The following is an 18,686-nucleotide window of genomic DNA, read 5'->3' as shown; positions in this document are numbered from 1 at the left end:
GCCGGATCCGGTGACCTCGCATTCCGAGCCGGATGCCGCCGTACACAGACGACTGGCGATGAACGATTCGACGGGATTGAACAGATCATGAAGATGGGCGAAGTCATCCGTCCGCTGAAGGACTCGCTGGACGGTGTGCCGGTGCACGTCCGGCAGCTGTCGGATATGTTCCGCAAGCACGGGCAGAAGCAGAACCGCAACACCAGTCGGGTCGACGACCTCGACGCGACGAACGTTCCCGAACCGCTGCGCGACGGCTGGAAGAAGGATTCCTGGCACACCCCGGACCGCGTGGTCGGTTCGGGTAAGCCGAACCGCCCCTATCCGGCGGAGTACCTCGACGCGGACTACATCCAGCAGCACCTGCAGCGCTTCGAGGGCGGTGCGACCCGGTTCTACCGGACCGAGAGCCTGAACAATTACGGCCCCGGCAACCAGGGCACGACGTTCGTCTTCCCGACCTCCGAGATCGACAACATCATCACGCAGGCGGACGGCGACCCGAAGAAGCTCGGCGTCATGCTCGGCCTCGGCGAGAACTTCTTCGTCGACGCCGACGGTAAAGCGGTCGACATCACCCGCGCGGACTTCAACTACGAGGAGATCGTCAACGGCAACCTCCGGATGCCGCGCGGAAACGAGGCGGGCGCGAACGAGGCGTGGATCCCGGGTGGTTATCTGCCTGAAGGCATCCCCGAGGCGGTGCTGAGCACCCACCCCGACGCCGTCAAGGGCGACCCGTCCGCCGGCGGGACGTGGGGTACGTACACGCCGTTCGGGCTGTGAGCGTTACGGCCGCCTCCGGCGACGTCCGCTACCCCCGTCGGTTCGAGATCTTCCGGTTGGAAGCGCTGGGCGACGCCCCGTTCTTCACCGATGAGGACGCACGGGAGGAGTACGACCAGGGCCGTCGGCTCGCCGTGACGGATGCCGGCTCCCCGCCGACCTGGTACCTCGACATCCTGCCGGGGCAGCAGCGGTTCACGGTCACCTTCTACTCGTCCTACAAGACCCCCATCCGCGAGGTCGTGTGGGAGGCCACGGCCGGCCGCCTTCTCCGGCGACGCGCGCTCGACCTCTTCTACCCCGAAGGGGACCCGAAGCGTCGAGTCCCGTACTCGCAGCTCCTGACGGTCGATCAGCACGGGTACGCCGACGGGGTCGCGCGCATCGAGCGGTCATCGCCGATCGACGCGGATGTGTTCGCGGAGATCACCGTGAGTGAGCAGGAGCGTATCGACGTCCCCGAGTTCGGTGCGTGGTCGGCGCTGATCGCGGCATCCGCTCCGTCCGATGTGAGCCGCTTCGATCTGGACGCGATCGATGCCGCGGAGGAGTACGTGCGGGCCGCGATCGCCGCCGGTGAACCTCTCGCCGTTCCCGGCCGGTGGAGTCTCCCCGCGTCCGCGTCGACGGTCCTGGGCACCGTGACCGCTCTCACCGCCTTCGAGCCGACGCCGTCGCTCGTGCCGGTCATCGAGCGCGACGCGGCGAAGGTCCTCCCGGTGTTCGTGCAGGGGGCATCCCCTCGGCAGTCGGGCCTTGACGCCCGCGAGGAGCAGCGGCGCGTCGACGACCTGGCGTCCGACCTTGCCGGCGCGCTCGAGTATGCGGCGGGACGGCCGATCGCCTTCCCGCTCGACCAGCGGGGCGACGGCCCGGTCGCGGAGTACGCGGCATCCCTTCGTGACGCGAATGCGCGAACCGCCCAGTGGTGGACGCTGAACGAGACAGGTGTCGTGGTCGTGCGTTCGGGCGACGAGGATGCCGGTGACCTGGCGCTCGCCGTCCACCTGGTCCCGGCGAGGTGGGTCTCGGGGCGGAGCGGGACGCCGACAGGGCGCGCGCCGGCCGATCTTCGCTGGTCGCGGGCGGAGATCGCCGGGTGACCGCCGCCCCGTCGGGAGGAAGCGGGTGGATCACCGGACACCCGCGCGTGGCCGCCGGCGTGGCGGTTGACGGTGACGGCGTCCTGATGACGGGCGAGCGCATCGTCGGCGCCGCCGAGGAGCTTCTCGTTCGTCCTGGAGCGGAGCTCGAGGAGGGGGAACTGCTCCCGGGAGTGCCCGTGATCCGTCGAGGGGAAGCATGGATCATCCCGCTGTCGTGGCAGCCGCCCGCGGCCAGTGCCCCTGGCAGCGCCCTGCGACGCCGCTCCGAGGACCTGCGTTCGAGCATCCGATCGGCATGCGAGTTCCGCTACGGTTTCGGGATCGTCGCGGACCTCGAGAAAGCTCCTCCCGCCAACCCCTACCTCCGAGAGCTCCGACGTCAGGGAGCGCGGTTCGCCGGGTGGTGGGCGACGGAGGGCAAGGCTCTCGTCCTCGTCGTGCACGGTGCCCCCGTTCCCGAGCCCGTGTCGGCTGCCGCCCTGCACGTCGTTCCGCTGGGCTGGGTCTCCGACGCGCGGCCCGCACGGCGGGTGCCGGAGGTCGATGTCGGATGGAGCGGGCCCTTCTAGACGGGCAGCCGGTTGATACGCAAGACCTATGTGCTCTCCAACGGGCGTGGTTAGCATCTTCAGCAGGGGGGATACATGGGAATCGGAGAAGTCATCCGGCCGCTCAAGAACTCGCTGGACGGGGTTCCCGTTCACGTTCGGCAGCTCGCCGAGATGTTCCGCAAGCACGGTCAGAGGCAGGGGGACAACACCGCTCGCGTGACCGATCTCGATGCCACCGATGTCCCGGAGGCCCTCCGGAACGGGTGGAAGGGCGACTGGACGCCGAGCGACGTCGTCAAAGTGCCTCAGGGGCAGCGACCGCATCCGTCCGAGTACCTCGACGCGGAGTACATCCGTCAGCATCTCGATCAGTTCTCCGACGGTGCGACCCGCATCTACAAGAAGCCCAGCCTCGACGGCTATGGGCCGGGTAACAACTCCGGGCCGGACGGCAGGAACACGACCTACGTGTTCCCGACCGACAAGCTGGGCGACGTCATCCGCGCGGCCGATGGCGACCCCGTCAAGCTGAGCGACGCGCTGGGATTGCCGAAGGACTTCTTCGTCGGTGCGGAAGTGGAGCTTCGCGACTTCGCGCCGCACGAACTCGACGGACTAACGGTCCCCACGGGCAACGAGGGTGGAACGGATCTCGAAAAGTGGATTCCTGGGGGCTACCTGCCCAGCGGTATCCCCGAAGCCGTGATCGATATCCCGGAGACGGCCACCGGCCTCAACAACGGCGGGTTCGACCCGTCCTATTGGCCGGGTACCCCGCGTCATTTCGAGCTGTAGGCGGACACCCTCATGCGTGATGACACCGACCTCTGGCGGGGCCGGTCCGAAGCTTTCGGGCCGGCGTCCGCCGTCGGCGGCGCGGTTCTCCCTTACGAGGGGAGAACCGCACTGCAGGCGCCCGACGGGCTTCCGGCCGCGGTCTTCCGCGCGGATGTCGACGGGTGGGCGACCCCGTCCACGCCGGTCCTCGTCCGCGGACGAGCGAAGATCCTGCCGCTCGCGTGGTCCGGCGACCCGACGGCATCCGTCCGTACCGTCGACACGGCCGAGATCGATGCCCTCGCCGAGCAGATGCTCGCCGCCGGCATGCACTGGGCCGGCAACTGGCGCCTGCTCGAGCTCGTGGAGCGGCGAAGCGACAGCATCGGCTCATACGCCGACGCCCTCCGCACGGCGGGGGCGACCCGGGTGGATTGCTGGACGTACTCGCATGAGGTGGGGCTCTCGCTCGTCTGGGCGGGGAGAGCGGATGCCGGCACGGCATCGCTCGCGCTCCACGTCGTCCCGGCGTCGTGGGTGTCCGAGCCGCGTGCAGGCAAACCGGTGAAGAACATCGACGTGCGATGGTCGTGGCACGACGTCGTCGGACTTTTCGAGCACGACCGAGGATTTAGTCTGTGAGCAAGCTGATGAGAGGGCTGGACCAATGAGTGCTGTCGACGGAATCGCCACCGATGTGACCCTTCGGATCTACGGTGCGAGCGAGCTCGGCGTGCTGTCGCAGACCGCTCCCGGCGCCGCCCACCCCCGCGTGGAGTACGTCGGCGGCGAGGTGTTCGTCGGGCTCGATCACCGCGACGGCAACGCCCCCGTCACCCAGGGTGAGACCGACGGGGCGGATGCGGACTTCCGCGATGCCGTGCGTTCGGCGATCTCCGCTGCGGGCGACAGCCCCGTCGAGGGAGCGAGCTCACTCGTCATCACCGAGGAGGCGCTCGCCGCCGCCATGCTTCTCGACCCCTCGCGACTCGCGGGTGCGGGTCTGTCCGGGGCGCCGGTGGCGTTCCCCTATGCGCGGGATCGCGTCATCATCGTGGGCGCGGACGACGACACCGCGATCGGGCGCGTTCTCGACGTCGCCGAGCAGCTGTACGAAGCGGAGCAGCCGCTCGTCAGCGCGCACCCCATCGTCCTGACCGACGACGGTTGGGCGCCGTTCCCGTGGCGCGAGCGTCTGCCCGAGCTGGAGATGCGTTTCGAGCGGGTGCTGCGCCTGTTCTCGGTGCGCGCATACGACGTGCAGACGGCCGCGTTGCAGCGACCCGACGTTCACATCGCTCCCGCGAAGATCCAGGTCCTCGAGTCCGGCGTGACGACGACCTTCGCGGCATGGCCGCAGGGCACCGCGACACTGCTCCCCGTGGTCGACAACGTCATCATCGCCGACCCCGCCGGCACCCTCAGCGTCGCGACGATGACCGAGTTCCTCGACGCCGCCGGCGATGCGGTGATCCGGACCGGACTGTCACCCGCTCGCTACTTCGTGCCGGGTGACGAACCGGACTCCTCGCAGGCATGATCTGGGAGATCGATCAGCCCGAGGACCGACCCGACGGCGTTGACGCCCTCGGACGGCCCGATCCGGCGTACGCCGCGGCCCTGGGGCTCATCCGTGCCCCGTTCGGCCGTCGGTCGATGGCGTACGTCATCGACATGCTCGTCTGGGTCGTGCTGCAGCTTCCCCTGTGGCTGGGGGCGCTGCCCCTGCTGATGAAGCTCGCGACCGGCTCGATCTCGCCCTATGGCCTCGTCAACCATCCCGACTTCGTGCTGGCCGCTGTCATGGCGGCCGTCTCGGTCGCTCTCTCGCTCGCGCTCACGATCGTCCAGTGGATCCTGCAGGCGCGCCGCGGACTGACGATCGGCAAGGGGTTCATGGGACTTCGCAGCGTCAACGTCCGCACCCTGGAGCGACCCGGCGCGGGTCCTGTCCTCCTCCGTGCTCTCATCGTCGGGGCGGCCGGCATCATCCCGGTCATCGGCACGGCCGTCATCCTCGCCTCGTCGACCTTCGATTCGACGGAGCGCGGGCGGGGCTTCCACGACCGCGCTGCACGGATGTGGCTCGTCGACGTCAAGCTCGGGCTGAACCCGTACGACGAGAAGCGGATGCGGATCGCCCGGAAGGCGGTGAAGGCGGAACCCGTGCGCGAGCGCGCCGAGCGCCCCTCGTTGGCCACCTCGACGCGTCCCGGCACCACTCCCGAGTACCGGCCGGGCAACCGCATCAGCGCCGGTGTCCTCGGCGTCGTTCGGTCGAAGGACGGCACCCCCGATGCGGGGAAGGATGCCGCGCCTGCGCCTGCGGCAGGATCGGCCCCGGTCATCGACGCCGCCCCCGGTGTCGACGAATCGCGACGCACCCCGTTGCCGGATCGCGGGACCTTCGTACCCGCGGAACCGGTCGGTGGTCCCGAGGCGGCTGTCGCCGTGCCGACGTCCGCCCCCGCCGAAGCCCCGGCTCCGGCTGTCGCGCCTGCGTCCGTATCGCCGTCGCAGCCGGAACCTGCGCCTGCGCCCGCGTCCCGGATCGGCCTTCGCTTCGACACGGGGGAGACCGTCGTCCTGTCGGCGGCGCTCCTCGTCGGACGCGATCCCGACCCCGCGTCCACCCCCGGGGCCGAACCGACCCGGCTGACCGACGAGAGCCGGTCGCTGTCGAAGACCCACGCACTGCTCGTCCCGACGCGAGGCGGCCTCGAGCTCATCGACCGCGGGTCGACCAACGGCAGCGCCGTCATCCATGCGGGTGCGGAGACGCCGGCGGTCCCCGGTGTCGCCCTGCCTGCCGCTGTCGGAGACACCGTCCGTCTCGGCGACCGCCTCGCTGAGATCGTCGTGTTGTGATCGTCTTGCCCGCCCCCGTCGAACGAACGCGACCCCATCCCTTCGGAGAAGACTCATGCGGCTGAAGCTCACCCTGCACCGGCAGGGCAACGACCCCGTCGACATCGTCGTGACGGCGGACTCGACCGCGACGGTCGGCGACGTCGCCCGCTACATCGCGGCGTCCGATCCGATGCGGACCACGACCTTCGCAGAGGACGACGTCCTCACTCTGTCGGTCGCGCCGCCCACGGCCTCGCGCGCCGTGGAGCTGCCGCACGACCTGCCGATCGGTGAAGCGCCCATCGGGTCGGGATTCGCGGCATCCATCGTCAACTACGGGGCCGGGTACATCAAGGCCGGTCGCGGCGAGACGGTCGGCATCCTCAGAGCTCTCGCGGGGCCGCTCGCCGGGCAGGAGTTCGCGCTGTCAGCGGGTCACGTGTCCATCGGCCGCGACCCGAGCAATGACGTCGTACTGGCCGACCCGCTGGTCTCCAAGCGGCATGCCCGCCTCGAGGTCGGGACGTACGCCGAGGTCGTCGACCTGAACTCCGCCAACGGCGTGCTCGTCGAAGGCGTCGAGGTGCAGCGCGTCCGCGTCGAGGACGGTCGTCCGTTCGTCATCGGCAACACGACCCTCGCGGTGTACCTGACCCGTTCGTGGGACGGGGCGGCGACCGAGGATCCGGTCATCGAGCGCGGCGGAGGCCTGCTCTTCAACCGCAGCCCTCGCGTCGAGGTGCGGTACCCGGGGACCCGTTTCAAGCCCCCGCGCCTGCCCACCGAGAAGATCGGCAAGATCTTCCCGTGGCCGATCATGGTCGCGCCGATCCTCATGGGTGCTGCCCTCTTCGCGCTCAACGGCAACCCCCGCTCCCTGCTGTTGATCGTCATGACCCCGCTCATGGCGTTCGGCAACCTGATCAACCAGTCGGTGCAGAGCCGCAAGAGCGAGGACCACGAGCGGCTGCTGTTCGAGCGTCAATTCGAGCAGCTCGAAGAGGATCTCTTCCGCGGCAAGCCTGAGGAGGAAGCAGCGCGCGACGCGGAGGTGCCGGCCGTGGCCGACGTCTTCGAAGAGGCCATGCGCCTCGGTCCGCTCCTGTGGACCAGGCGTCCCGAGCACTGGAACTTCCTCGCGCTGCGTCTCGGCACCTGCTCGCTTCCGGCTCGCAACGGGATCGACGACGCCGAGACCCCCGACGGACTCCCCGAGTACATCGACCGTGTCGATCGGCTGCGGCTGCGCTACGCGACGGTCGACAACGTCCCCGTCTTCGAGACCTTCCCCACTGCCGGATCCATCGGCATCGCCGGCCCGCGCGCCCTCGTCGCCGACGTCATGCGCGGCGTCGCCGTGCAGGTCTTCGGGCTGCACGCCCCGAACGACGTCGTCACGGTGGCGTTCTCGGATTCCTCCTGGACCCCCGAGCTCGAATGGCTCAAGTGGCTGCCGCACACATCCGCCGAGCGGAGCCCGTTCCGCGGTGCGGCGCTCGCCGATTCCGCCCCGAGCGGCGCGGCCCTTCTCAACTCGCTCGAGGAGTACGTGCGGCGCGCCGCAGGCGGTGGCACCGGTGCGCCCCGCGGACCTTTCAAGGACGACTGGAACCCGCTCCTCTACGGCACCGATGTGGCTCGCGCCGCTGAGGATCGAACCAAGACACCTCCCGTGTCCGTCATCGTGTTCGTCACCGGGGATGCACCGGTCGACCGCGGTCGGTTGACGGATGTGCTCGAGAGGGGCGCCGACCACGGGGTCCACGCCATCTTCATCTCGGAGACCGTGGAATCCCTTCCCGCCGTCTGCCGCAGTTTCATCGAACTGACGTCGGATCTCGGTGACGCTCGGGTCGGTCTCGTGCGCAACGGCGAGAGCTTCGAGCACGTCGCCGTCGAAGGCGTCTCCAACGCGTACATGGAGATGTTCGCGCGGCGGCTGGCTCCGGTCGTCGATGCGAGCACCGTGGTGCACGACGCATCCGACATCCCGAACGCGGTCATGTTCCTCCAGCTCATCGACCCGGCCATCGCCGAGAACCCGAACGCGGCCATCGAGCGCTGGCGGCAGAACAACACGATCCTCGACCGCACGCCCACGCCGCGGCCACGGCTCAAGAAGGCGGGCACGCTCCGCGCCATCATCGGCCAGGGCCCGAGCGACGCGATGGCGCTCGACCTCCGGACGCAGGGCCCGCACGCCCTCGTCGGTGGGACGACCGGTTCGGGCAAGTCCGAGTTCCTGCAGGCGTGGGTGCTCGGTATGGCGGCGGCGCACAGCCCCGACCGCGTCACGTTCCTCTTCGTCGACTACAAGGGCGGGTCCGCATTCGCGGACTGCGTCGACCTGCCGCACTGCGTCGGCCTCGTGACCGACCTCAACCCTCACCTCGTGCGACGCGCGCTCACCAGCCTCCGGGCCGAACTGCAGCACCGCGAGCACCTGCTGAACCGCAAGAAGGCCAAGGACCTCCTCGAACTCGAGAAGCGCCAGGACCCCGAATGCCCGCCCTCGCTCGTCCTGGTGATCGACGAGTTCGCCGCGCTCGCATCGGAGATGCCGGAGTTCGTGGACGGCGTGGTCGACATCGCCCAGCGCGGCCGCTCCCTCGGCATCCACCTCATCATGGCGACCCAGCGTCCCGCCGGAGTCATCAAGGACAACCTCCGCGCCAACACGAACCTGCGCATCGCGCTCCGAATGGCGGATGAGGCCGACTCGCGCGACGTGGTCGACGACGACGTCGCGGCGAGCTTCCCGGCATCCGTCCCCGGTCGTGCGATCGCGAAGACCGGTCCCGGCCGGCTCGTCCCCTTCCAGTCCGCGTACACCGGCGGGTGGACCAGCCAGGAGGAGACGACGGTCGCCGAGGTGCGCGTGGCCGAGCTGCGTTTCGGTGCTGCCCCCGAGTGGGAGCCGGATCGCCCCGCCGAGTCGGACTCCCACGAGGAGGACCTCGGCCCCAACGACCAGAAGCGCATCGTCTCGACGCTCGTCGCCGCGCGGGAGCTCGCCGAGCTGCCGCTCCCGCGACGTCCGTGGCTCGACGACCTCTCTCCGCTCGTCGACCTGGCCGATCTCGAGAACGACGGCGACACCCGCATCCCGATCGCCCTCATGGACGTCCCCGAGAAGCAGATGCAGGAGTCGGCGGCCTTCGTCCCCGATCGCGACGGCTCCCTCGTCGTCTACGGCACGTCGGGGTCCGGCAAGTCGACCGTCCTCAAGACGATCGGCACCGCCGCGGGCATGCGTCCCGACCGCGGCCGCGTGAACGTGTACTGCCTCGACTTCGCCACCGGTGCCCTCGGCGCGCTGTCGGCGCTGCCGCACGTCGGATCGGTCGTCGACGGGTCCGACGTGGAGCGTATCCAGCGTCTGTTCCGCACCCTCGACAGCGAGATGGACCGGCGGGCGACGGCGTTCTCGGCCGCGAGCGCGGCGACGCTGCAGGAATACCGCGAGATCGCGGATCCGAACCTCCCGCGCATCATCCTCCTCATCGACAACTTCCCCGAGTTCAAGAAGGACTGGGAGGTCGCCCCCGGGCGCGGGCCGTTCTACCGCACCTTCATGCGGATCCTCGGCGAAGGCCGCACGCTCGGCGTCCACACGGTGCTGACGGCGGACCGCGGCAACGCGGTACCGAGCGCGGTCGCCTCGAACATCCCGCGCAAGGTCGTGCTGCGCATGGGCGACCCCTCGCAGTACATGCTGCTGGGCACGCCGCGTGACGTGCTGGACGAGCAGTCCGCCCCCGGTCGCGCGGTGATCGACGGCCACGAAGCGCAGATCGCCGTCCTCGGCGGCACCTCGAACGCGGTGGAGCAGACGAAGGCGCTCGGTTTGCTGGGCGAGAAGCTCCGCGCCGAGGGCGTGCGGGATCTGCCCGAGATCGGCGCGCTGCCGACGGCGGTGCCGGCGTCCGACATGCCGGCACGGGTCGACGGGATGCCGGTGTTCGGCGTCGCGGACGACACGCTGTCGGCGCACGGTTTCGAGCCGATCGGTTCGTTCGTGATCTCCGGGCCCCCGGCATCCGGTCGCACCAACGGCCTCAAGTCGCTCGTCATGGCGATGGAGCGCTTCGACCCGGGCGTGCAGATGTACCACTTCGGCAGCCGCAGGTCCGAGCTCAAGGACTTCCGTCCATGGGTGAAGAGCGCCACGCGCCCCGACGACGAGAAGGAGCTCGCGACCGAGCTGACGGAACTCGTCACGCGGGAGCTGTCGGAGGGTCGCATCCTGATCGTCATCGAGGACATGCCTCACCTGTCGGACGGACCGGCGGACCGCCCCATGCGAGCGCTCCTGCAGGCCATGAACGACAGCGAGAACATGCTGATCGGCGAGGCCGAGATCTCCCGCGCGAGCGGCAGCATCGGCGTCCTCGGCGAGTGGAAGGCCGGCAGGCAAGGCATCGTGCTCAAGCCCGACACGTACGACGGCGAGGCGATCTTCAAGACGCCGTTCGGTCGTGTCAAGCGGTCGGACTTCCCCGTCGGCCGCGGCATCTTCGTGCAGGCGGGTCGCGCCGTCACCGTGCAGATGCCGCTCGTCGCCGACGTCGCGCCTGCCGCGGAACCGGTCGTCAGCGTGCCGACGACGCGTGCCGCGGCTCGCGAAGCGGTGACAGCGGATGCCGCGGGCGCGACGCTGGGGGCATAACCCTCGATCGAAACGGGGACTTCTCCCCATGTACGTGGCGACGAGTCTTTTCTACTCTCGAGAGGGAGGTGATGCGCTGTGGGCATGATGCTGCCGAACGAACTGATCTGGGTGATGGAGAAGCTCGGATTCGAATGGCCCGACGTCGACGAGGACGAACTGCGACGCGGTGCGCAGATCGTCTCCCACTTCCGGGACGACCTCGAGGACTCCCTGCAGGCCATCGACCGGAAGGTGAACGGCGATCTGGCAGCGGCGATGCGGGGCCAGGCAGGGCCTGCGTTCGTGTCGGCGTGGAACACCAACCGGTCGCAGAATCTGCAGAAACTCGTCGACCTGCTGGGGCCTGTCCCGCCCGGGATGGACATCGCCGCCGGCGTCGTGCTGGGACTCAAGATCAAGGTCATCGCCGACGTCACGACGACGATGATCGCGTTGGTCGGCATGCTCACGAACCCGGTCACCGCGGTCGGTGCCGGCCCCATGCTCATCATCAAGAAGAAGCTCTTGAACGCCGCGGTCGACATCGCGATCGAGCAGGCGCTGAACCAGATCCTGCCGACCGTCATCGAGCCGCTCGCCGATGAATTGCCCGCCGTCGTCATGGCCGCGCTGAACGCTCCGGTCGTCGAGGCCGTGGCCGGCAACCCGGACGAGTTCTACGCCGACCTGCAGGCGCTCGAGCAATCCGAGGAGGAGCTCGATCTGCGCGCGGCCGACATCGAATCGCTGATGGACCGGCTCATGGCCGACCTCGCCGGACTGAACATCACGGGGGACTGACACATGGCTCGAGTCGGAGACGAACTCATCAAGCCGATGCTGCGGGCGCTGGACGACATCCCGGTCCACGGCCGGCAGCTCGGCGACATGGTGCGAGGCTTGCGTGGCAAGCAGCGACGCAACCGCGACGGGATCGAGGACATCGACACGTTCGATGTCACGCTGCGGCCCTTCAAGCGGAACAAGAAGCACGACCCGGTCGAGTACGACCGCCAGTACAACGAGCAGATGGACGCCCTTCAGCAGATGCCGCTGTCCGACTGGCTGCGCAATCGTACGGAATACGTGCAGAACGGCCGCACGCCCGATTCGCTCCGGGCGCAGGAGTATGCGCGGGGGATCGCTGAGAAGAAGAAGTTCGCTGAGCTGATCCGCTCCGGGCAAAGCCCCGACGCGGCGCGCACGAACGCCGCGGAATGGATGCGCACGCAGGCTGCCACCCATCGCCTCGACGGGATCGCGGGCGGGGACGTCACCGATATCTCCGGTGTTGGCGACTCGAGGATCAACTCGTCGCTCGGCTCACAGTGGCGCACGCGGGTGGGCGACATCGACGCCGCTGTCGTCCGCTACATACAGGCGAATCCGGGCGCCGACCTATCGAGCGTCTACATGAACGTTGTCTTCCGTTAGGTTGAAGCACATGGTCGAGATTGCTGATTTTGTTCCGCACGCGTCGGTCGAACCCGAGGTCATCGCGGCCTACCGGGAGCGGGTGCCCGCAGAGATCGTCGAGATCTGGGACACGTACGGGTACGGCACTTTCGCTCACGGTTTTCTTCGAGTGATCAATCCCGCGGTCTACGAGGCCGAAGTCGGCGACCGAATCGGCAAGACCCAGGGTGACGGTGTGGCGATCCCCGTCATGGTCACTGGGCTGGGAGATCTCATCACCTGGGAGCCCAGTCTCGGCGGACTGGTGGGGCTCATCTTCCGTGAGAACAGAGGCGTCGGCCTGGGGGACGTGGATTCATTCCTTCTTCTCACCGAGGCGGTGGGTGTCGACCATTTGGCCTCGGAATTCAACTGGGGCGTCTTCCCCGAAGCGGTCGCGGCGCAGGGAGCGCCGGACTTCGATGAGTCGTTCATCTTCGTTCCGCTGCCATCCTTGGGCGGTCCGGGCACGGCCGGCACTCTTCAGAAGCGCCAGACGCTCTCGGCTATCCAGGTGATGGTCGACCTGCAGGGCCCCATCGGCCACTGAAGCCGACGGCGGGAACCCGGTGTCGAGACTGTCCGATGGCTTCAATCGGAGACGTAATCACCATCGTCGCCGTCGATAGGTTGTGGGAATGATCGAGATTGCTGACTTCGTCGAGCACGCGCCTGTCGACCCGACGTCATCGCCGCGTATCGCGATCGGGTACCCCCGGAACTGGTCGAGATCTGGGAACAGTACGGATACGGCACGTTCGGTGAGGGTTTCATCCGCGTCATCAATCCCGCCGTCTACGAGGCGGAGCTGGGGGACCGGCTCGGCAAGACCCAGGGCGACGGTATCGCAATCCCCGTCATGGTCACCGGTCTTGGCGATGTGATCACCTGGGAACCCAGTATGGGCGGCCTGATCGCGCTGATGTTCCGTAGCAATCGAGGCGCGGGTTTGGGCAAGGTGTCCAGCTTCCTGACCTTGACGCGTGCAGGCGGCGCGCGTCACCTTGCCCGTGTTCTGGACTGGGGTGTATTCCCACAAGCGGTTGCGACGCAGGGCGTACCGGACTTCGACGAATCGTTCATCTTCGTGCCGCTGCCTTCCATGGGTGGTCCGGGCACAGTCGACACTTTGCAGAAGCGGCCGACGATCTCCGCCATCCAGGTCATGGTCGATCTCCAAGGGCCCATCGGTCACTGATCGACCACACCTGGGTTCTTCCCTAGGTTGGAAACCATGGTAGAGATCGCAGATTACGTCCCGCATGCTCTGGTGGAGCCGGAAGTGATCGCTGCGTACCGTGACCGGGTTCCCGCAGAGATCGTCGAGATCTGGGAGCAGTACGGTTACGGCACGTTCGGGGAAGGCTTCATCCGCGTCATCAACCCTGGCGTGTACGAGGCGGAGCTCGGCGACCGCATCGGTAAGACACAGGGTGACGGGATAGCGATCCCCGTCATGGTGACCGGGCTAGGGGACCTCGTCACCTGGGAACCTAGCCTCGGGGGCCTGGTGGCGCTTCTCTTGCGGAGCAACGCGGTACTGGTCTGGGGAAGCCGGGATCGTTCCTGACGCTTCTGGGATTCGACGGTGCGGATCACCTCGAGGCCGACGAGTCGTTCATCTTCACCCCGCTGCCGTCGTTGGGCGGACCGGGCACGGTCGACACTTTGCGGAAACGCCCCACGCTCTCGGCGATCGAGATGATGGTCGACCTGCAAGGCCCCATCGGGCACTGAGCGCACGCTCGGAATTGCGCGGTCGATCAGCCCTTCGCGTCGGCGAGCAACTGGTCCGACGAAGGATTGTCAAGAGGGGACTTCTCCCCATGGGGTCGGAGAGACCTCTTCGCTAGCATCGTTCACGCGGGGGAGGAAACGGGTTCTCCGCACCACGACGAAACGCTGGGAGGCGGGTTCATGGCTCACGATTTTGGTGCAACATACAGCGAGATGGAGAGCGCGGCGCAGCGCCTGCGCGACGGTCGTCAGACCGTCACCGACACGCTGAAGGAACTCCAGGGCATCATCGATGACCTGGTGCAGGACGGCTTCAAGACCGAGAACGCGTCCGAGGCCTACTCGACCGCATACTCGGAGCTCACGACGTCGCTCGACGATGCCGCTGAGGCCGTCAACGACATGGCTCAGGCGCTCGACCGCATGGCGGACCGCATCCGCGACACGGACGCCGAGCTCGCCGGCGGTTGATCCCTCGACACGCTCACGGGCCGCGATGCGATCTCATGATCCGCATCGCGGCCCGTCGCCTGTGTTCACGATGATTAGGATCAGGATGACGAACGGAGTGTCGCGACGATGACCACCTCGCAGACCTACTGGTACAACCTCTCAACCCAGTCCGTGGTGCGCGATGATCAGCGCCCCTCCGAGGACTGCCTGGGCCCGTTCGCCACCGCGGCAGAGGCAGAGGATTCGCCCGCCGTGCTCATCGAGTATGCGAAGAGCTGGCTCGAGAGCGAAGAGAGCGAGCCGTATCGTCAGATGGCGGCGGAACTCGACGACGACATCGATCGCGCCTGACGCGCGCATGCGTGCCTCCCGCCGCGGAGCGGTCGCTGTTCTCGCTGCTGCCGCCCTCGCCCTGAGCGCCTGCGCGCCTGCATTGCCGCCGTCGGTGGTCGCCGACAGCAGCGTCACCGTCGGATGGGGCGGTCGGCTCACCTCGTTCAACGCCGCGACCGATCCCACGGCAGCCAACCGAGACATCGCCGCGGCGACGCGCTCAGCCTTCGGTCACATGGTCGACGGGGAAGTCGTCCCCGACGAGTCGTTCGGCACGGCGAAGATCGTGGGCAAGGACTCCTTCACTGTCCGGTACGACCTGAAGGAGCCGCTCTGGTCCGACGGCATCCCGCTGGACGCCGCCGACCTCGTGCTGGGATGGGCGGCATCCGTCGGTCTTCTCACGAAGGACGGCCCCACGGATGCGGCGCTGAAAGCCGCGCGGCCGAAGGTCGACGAGTTCGCTCGCGCAATCGACGTCACCTACCCCGCCCCCACCATCTCGTGGCAGACCGCGATCGCCGCTGACGTGCCGGCGCACACCGTGGGGATGCGCGCCTTCGATCTCGACGACCCGATGGAGGCGAAGCAGGCCGTCATCCGGGCGGTGCTCGACCGGGACACAACGGCTCTCGCCGCCATCTCGGACGTATGGAACACGGATTTCGCTCTCACGGACGGCGAGCTCTCGCCGACGATGGCGCTCTCGAGCGGCCCGTACGTCGTCTCGAAGGTCTCCGACGAAGGGGCGAGTGTCACGCTGACGCCGAACCCCCAGTACCGCGGAGCGGCGGTGCCGCAGGTCGCCGACGTCGCGCTCGTCCCTCGCGGGGACGACCCTCTCGCTGCCGTCGGGAAATCCCTCGACATCCTCTCGTTCACGCCGACTCCCGCTGACCGCACGCCGGTGAAGCAACTCGAGCGGCGAGACTTCGGGGCGCAGACGACGAACGACGGCACGATCTGGACCGTCCTCCTCAGCACCGACGCGGTCTTCTCCTCGCGCAACGCCCGCGCGGCCTTCTTGCGCGCCATCCCCGCGGACGACATGGTCGCCGCCGGCGCGGGTGAGTGGTCGCAGTCGTATCCGAAGACGACGTCGATGGTCACGGCCCCGGGTTCGCGGGCGTTCGAGATCGTCACTGAGGATTCCGGTTTCGCGAAGACGATCGGCACTCCCGCGGACGACGCCGCCGTCGATCGTGCCGCCGCCGGTGTCCGCGGCGGTGCCCGGGTGTGCGTGCTCTACGACCGAAAGAGCGGATTCGCGAAGGGCGCCTTCACAGCCCTGAAAGCCGGCATCGCCGAGGCCGGCTGGAACGCCGTCGACTGCGCGACGGATGACCTGGATGCCGCGCAGAAGGCGTCGGGATGGGATGCCGTCATCCGGCGCGTCCGCGTTCCCCAGACACCCCAGCAGATCGCGAGCCAGTGGAGCACCACGGGCTCCTCGAGCCTCGTCGGTCGGGTCGATCCGAAGCGCGACGAGCTGATCGCCACACTCCAGCAGACGGTGGACGTCTACGACGCGCGCGACCTGCTGGCGAAGATCGAGTCGACGATCGTGTCCGACGCCGTCGCCCGACCGCTGGCCGCGGTCCCGCGTCTGACGATCTCCGCGCCCCGCGTGACCGGCGTCACGGTGCGCGACGGCGACGACGCTCCGGTCCTCTCCGGGATCTCGGGGTGGACGCCCTCGGGGTGAGCCGCCGCATCCCGCCGTCGTGTCCGATTTCCGCGAGTCGATGTCGGGCGGTCGTGTCAGGCTGAGGTCATGACGATCGCAGCGATGACCTTCGACGAGCGGTATCGCGCGATCGACGCGCGCGACGCCCGCTTCGACGGGCAATTCGTCACCGCGGTGCACACGACCGGGATCTACTGTCGTCCCAGCTGTCCGGCGCGGACCCCGAAGGCGGCGAACGTCAGCTTCTTCGCCACGAGCGCCGCCGCGCACGAGGCCGGGTTCCGGGCGTGCAAGCGCTGCCTGCCCGAGGCGACCCCCGGCTCACCGCAGTGGAATCTGCGGGGCGATGTCGCCGGGCGGGCGATGCGTCTCATCGCCGACGGGGTCGTCGACCGGGACGGGGTCTCCGGGCTCGCCGCGCGGCTCGGGTACTCCGATCGTCACCTGACGCGGCTCCTCACGACCGAGCTCGGCGCCGGCCCCCTCGCCCTGGCGCGTGCGCATCGCGCTCATACGGCGCGCACCCTGCTCGTCGACACCGATCTGTCGATGGCCGACGTCGCGTTCGCCGCCGGATTCGGCAGCATCCGTCAGTTCAACGAAACGATGACCGAGGTGTTCTCCCTGTCGCCGTCCGACCTCCGGGCCCGTCGGCGCGGGACGACCGCGGCTCCCGGGCGGATCGACCTCGTCCTCCCGGTGCGCGGGCCGTTCGACGCGGTCGGGCTGTTCGGATGGATGCGGGCGCACGCCATCCCCGGGGTCGAGACCGGTGACGCCGCGACGTTCGCGCGCACGATCCGTCTCAGCGGCGGCCCGGCCTGGTTCGAGGTGCGAGAGGATGCCGCGGGTCGCCTACGGCTGCGCGCCGAGCTCGCCTCGCTGCGAGACCTCGCACCGCTGATCGCGCGGGTGCGTCGGCTGTTCGACCTCGACGCCGACCCGACCGCCATCGATGCCGCCCTGTCGCGGCATCCCGAACTGCGTCCTCTCGTCGAGCGCATTCCCGGAGTTCGGCTGCCGGCAGCCATGGATGCCGACGAGATGCTCATCCGCGCCATGATCGGGCAGCAGATCAGCGTCGCGTCCGCGCGCACCGTGATGGGGCGGCTCGCCGCCGCACTCGGCGAACCGATCGACTCGCCCGCAGGGCCGTCCTTCCTCTTCCCCACACCCGCCGTCATCGCCGAGCGCGGGGGAGAGGTGCTGCGCGGGCCCGGCGCCCGGATCCGCGCCATCGTGGGCGCAGCGACCGCGCTCGCCGACGGGTCGCTCCGCCTGAGCCCCGGCGACGACACCCTCGAGCAGCGCGAGCGGCTGCTGGCTCTTCCGGGGATCGGTCCCTGGACGGCCGACTACGTCCGCATGCGCGTCCTCGGCGACCCGGACGTCCTGCTCCCCGGCGACGTCGCCGCCCGGGCGGGAGCCGCAGCGGCCGGCATCCCCGCGGATGCCACCGGCCTCACGACCTGGTCGACCAGGGTCGCGCCGTGGCGCAGCTACCTGATGGCGCACCTCTGGTACGCCGCCCCCGTCACGCAGGCGTGGCGCGCGGAAACCCCCGACACCCCATCCCGAAAGGACGACCGATGAGCACGGTCCTGCAGACCCTCGACACTCCCGACGGCGCATTCACGATCCTCGAAGAGGACGGTCGCGTGCTGGCGTCGGGATGGACCTCGGATGCCGACGCGATCCTCGGCAGGCTACGGGCCGACCGCGTGCCCGCCGACGTGACGACGGGTCGAGTCCGGTCCGCGGACGCCGTCGCCGCCTATTACGAGGGCGACCTCGCGGCGATCGACGACGTGCCGGTCAGCCAGCACGGCACAGCGATGCAGCTCACGGGGTGGAGCGCGCTGCGAGACATCCCGGCGGGGAAGCCCCTCACCTACGCCGAGTTCGCCGCCCACCTCGGCTCACCGACCGCGGTCCGGGCCGCGGCATCCATCTGCGCGCGGAACGCGCCGGCCCTGTTCGTCCCCTGCCACCGGGTGCTGCGGACCGGGGGAGCCCTCGGCGGATTCGCCTGGGGTCTCGACGTCAAGATGCGGCTGCTGGAGCGCGAAGCGGCGATCTGACTCGATTTTTTCGAGTAAGCGCTTGCTTGCGGCGAAATCACAGGGATATCCTGGAGGGCTCCCGCGCGATGCGGGCGCCTCGTCCGGCCCCATCAAGGAGGAAGCCATGTCCACGGAGATCGTCTACACGAAGTCCGCCGCCTTCCTCGTCGCCGGACGCCCCGTCCGTCAGGGATGACACCGAGGATCTGATCCCGCGCGGAAGCTTCCCGCGCACCT

General features: G+C 68.7%; 18 protein-coding genes and 1 pseudogene. All 19 read left to right on the top strand.

Annotated features, from left to right (window positions below):
- The first annotated feature begins 87 nt into the window (after positions 1–87).
- The 19 genes and pseudogenes from MRBLMI1x_RS14285 to MRBLMI1x_RS14195 all read left to right on the top strand — a co-directional run bounded on the left by MRBLMI1x_RS14285 (position 88) and on the right by MRBLMI1x_RS14195 (position 18,467).
- The gene (locus MRBLMI1x_RS14285; protein WP_018188885.1) at positions 88–786 is read left to right on the top strand and encodes a hypothetical protein; all 699 of its coding nucleotides are present in this window, start codon (positions 88–90) and stop codon (positions 784–786) included.
- Positions 783–1,889 (top strand): hypothetical protein, encoded by a 1,107-nt coding sequence (locus MRBLMI1x_RS14280; protein ID WP_363459530.1) that lies wholly within the window; start codon positions 783–785, stop codon positions 1,887–1,889. Before MRBLMI1x_RS14285 ends, MRBLMI1x_RS14280 begins: the two co-directional genes overlap by 4 nt.
- The gene (locus tag MRBLMI1x_RS14275; RefSeq protein WP_155900274.1) at positions 1,886–2,461 is read left to right on the top strand and encodes a hypothetical protein; all 576 of its coding nucleotides are present in this window, start codon (positions 1,886–1,888) and stop codon (positions 2,459–2,461) included. Before MRBLMI1x_RS14280 ends, MRBLMI1x_RS14275 begins: the two co-directional genes overlap by 4 nt.
- Positions 2,462–2,536: 75 nt before the next feature.
- The gene (locus MRBLMI1x_RS14270; protein ID WP_018188882.1) at positions 2,537–3,238 is read left to right on the top strand and encodes a hypothetical protein; all 702 of its coding nucleotides are present in this window, start codon (positions 2,537–2,539) and stop codon (positions 3,236–3,238) included.
- A 12-nt stretch (positions 3,239–3,250) separates the two neighbouring features.
- On the top strand, positions 3,251–3,862 hold the full coding sequence (locus MRBLMI1x_RS14265; protein ID WP_018188881.1) for a hypothetical protein: 612 nt from the start codon (positions 3,251–3,253) through the stop codon (positions 3,860–3,862).
- 25 nt (positions 3,863–3,887) lie between these two features.
- Complete coding sequence (locus MRBLMI1x_RS14260; RefSeq protein ID WP_018188880.1) at positions 3,888–4,760, top strand: hypothetical protein; 873 nt, start codon at positions 3,888–3,890, stop codon at positions 4,758–4,760.
- The gene (locus tag MRBLMI1x_RS14255) at positions 4,757–6,088 is read left to right on the top strand and encodes an RDD family protein (protein WP_363459527.1); all 1,332 of its coding nucleotides are present in this window, start codon (positions 4,757–4,759) and stop codon (positions 6,086–6,088) included. Before MRBLMI1x_RS14260 ends, MRBLMI1x_RS14255 begins: the two co-directional genes overlap by 4 nt.
- Positions 6,089–6,143: 55 nt before the next feature.
- A complete protein-coding gene (locus MRBLMI1x_RS14250) occupies positions 6,144–10,739 on the top strand; it encodes an FtsK/SpoIIIE domain-containing protein (RefSeq protein WP_363459525.1) in 4,596 nt (1,531 codons plus the stop codon).
- Positions 10,740–10,823: 84 nt separating this feature from the next.
- A complete protein-coding gene (locus MRBLMI1x_RS14245) occupies positions 10,824–11,522 on the top strand; it encodes a WXG100 family type VII secretion target (protein WP_018188878.1) in 699 nt (232 codons plus the stop codon).
- A 36-nt stretch (positions 11,523–11,558) separates the two neighbouring features.
- Entirely contained in the window at positions 11,559–12,155 is a 597-nt protein-coding gene (locus tag MRBLMI1x_RS14240) for a polymorphic toxin type 15 domain-containing protein (protein WP_336124568.1), read from the top strand.
- Positions 12,156–12,165: 10 nt separating this feature from the next.
- A complete protein-coding gene (locus MRBLMI1x_RS14235) occupies positions 12,166–12,726 on the top strand; it encodes a GAD-like domain-containing protein (protein WP_363459585.1) in 561 nt (186 codons plus the stop codon).
- 138 nt (positions 12,727–12,864) lie between these two features.
- Positions 12,865–13,035: pseudogene (locus MRBLMI1x_RS14230) on the top strand (GAD-like domain-containing protein); the annotation flags it as partial.
- A complete protein-coding gene (locus MRBLMI1x_RS14225) occupies positions 13,036–13,374 on the top strand; it encodes a T6SS immunity protein Tdi1 domain-containing protein (protein WP_363459522.1) in 339 nt (112 codons plus the stop codon). It begins immediately after the preceding pseudogene.
- Positions 13,375–13,410: 36 nt separating this feature from the next.
- Positions 13,411–13,746, top strand: a complete 336-nt coding sequence (locus MRBLMI1x_RS14220) for a GAD-like domain-containing protein (RefSeq protein ID WP_363459520.1) — start codon at positions 13,411–13,413, stop codon at positions 13,744–13,746.
- A gap of 347 nt (positions 13,747–14,093) precedes the next feature.
- Positions 14,094–14,384, top strand: coding sequence for a WXG100 family type VII secretion target (locus MRBLMI1x_RS14215; RefSeq protein ID WP_231370862.1), 291 nt, complete (start codon positions 14,094–14,096; stop codon positions 14,382–14,384).
- A gap of 108 nt (positions 14,385–14,492) precedes the next feature.
- Complete coding sequence (locus tag MRBLMI1x_RS14210; protein WP_018188871.1) at positions 14,493–14,717, top strand: hypothetical protein; 225 nt, start codon at positions 14,493–14,495, stop codon at positions 14,715–14,717.
- Between the two features lie 7 nt (positions 14,718–14,724).
- On the top strand, positions 14,725–16,404 hold the full coding sequence (locus tag MRBLMI1x_RS14205; protein ID WP_363459518.1) for an ABC transporter substrate-binding protein: 1,680 nt from the start codon (positions 14,725–14,727) through the stop codon (positions 16,402–16,404).
- 69 nt (positions 16,405–16,473) lie between these two features.
- Entirely contained in the window at positions 16,474–17,979 is a 1,506-nt protein-coding gene (locus MRBLMI1x_RS14200) for a DNA-3-methyladenine glycosylase 2 family protein (RefSeq protein ID WP_363459516.1), read from the top strand.
- Positions 17,976–18,467: a methylated-DNA--[protein]-cysteine S-methyltransferase gene (locus MRBLMI1x_RS14195; protein ID WP_363459514.1), complete on the top strand. Its 492-nt coding sequence runs from the start codon at positions 17,976–17,978 to the stop codon at positions 18,465–18,467. Before MRBLMI1x_RS14200 ends, MRBLMI1x_RS14195 begins: the two co-directional genes overlap by 4 nt.
- Positions 18,468–18,686 lie beyond the last annotated feature (219 nt).

The sequence above is a fragment of the Microbacterium sp. LMI1x-1-1.1 genome (genome assembly GCF_040676205.1).
Lineage (GTDB): Bacteria > Actinomycetota > Actinomycetes > Actinomycetales > Microbacteriaceae > Microbacterium > Microbacterium aquilitoris.
The sequence above is the reverse complement of the archived record's forward strand: the minus strand, read 5'-3'. Positions and strand labels throughout refer to the sequence as shown.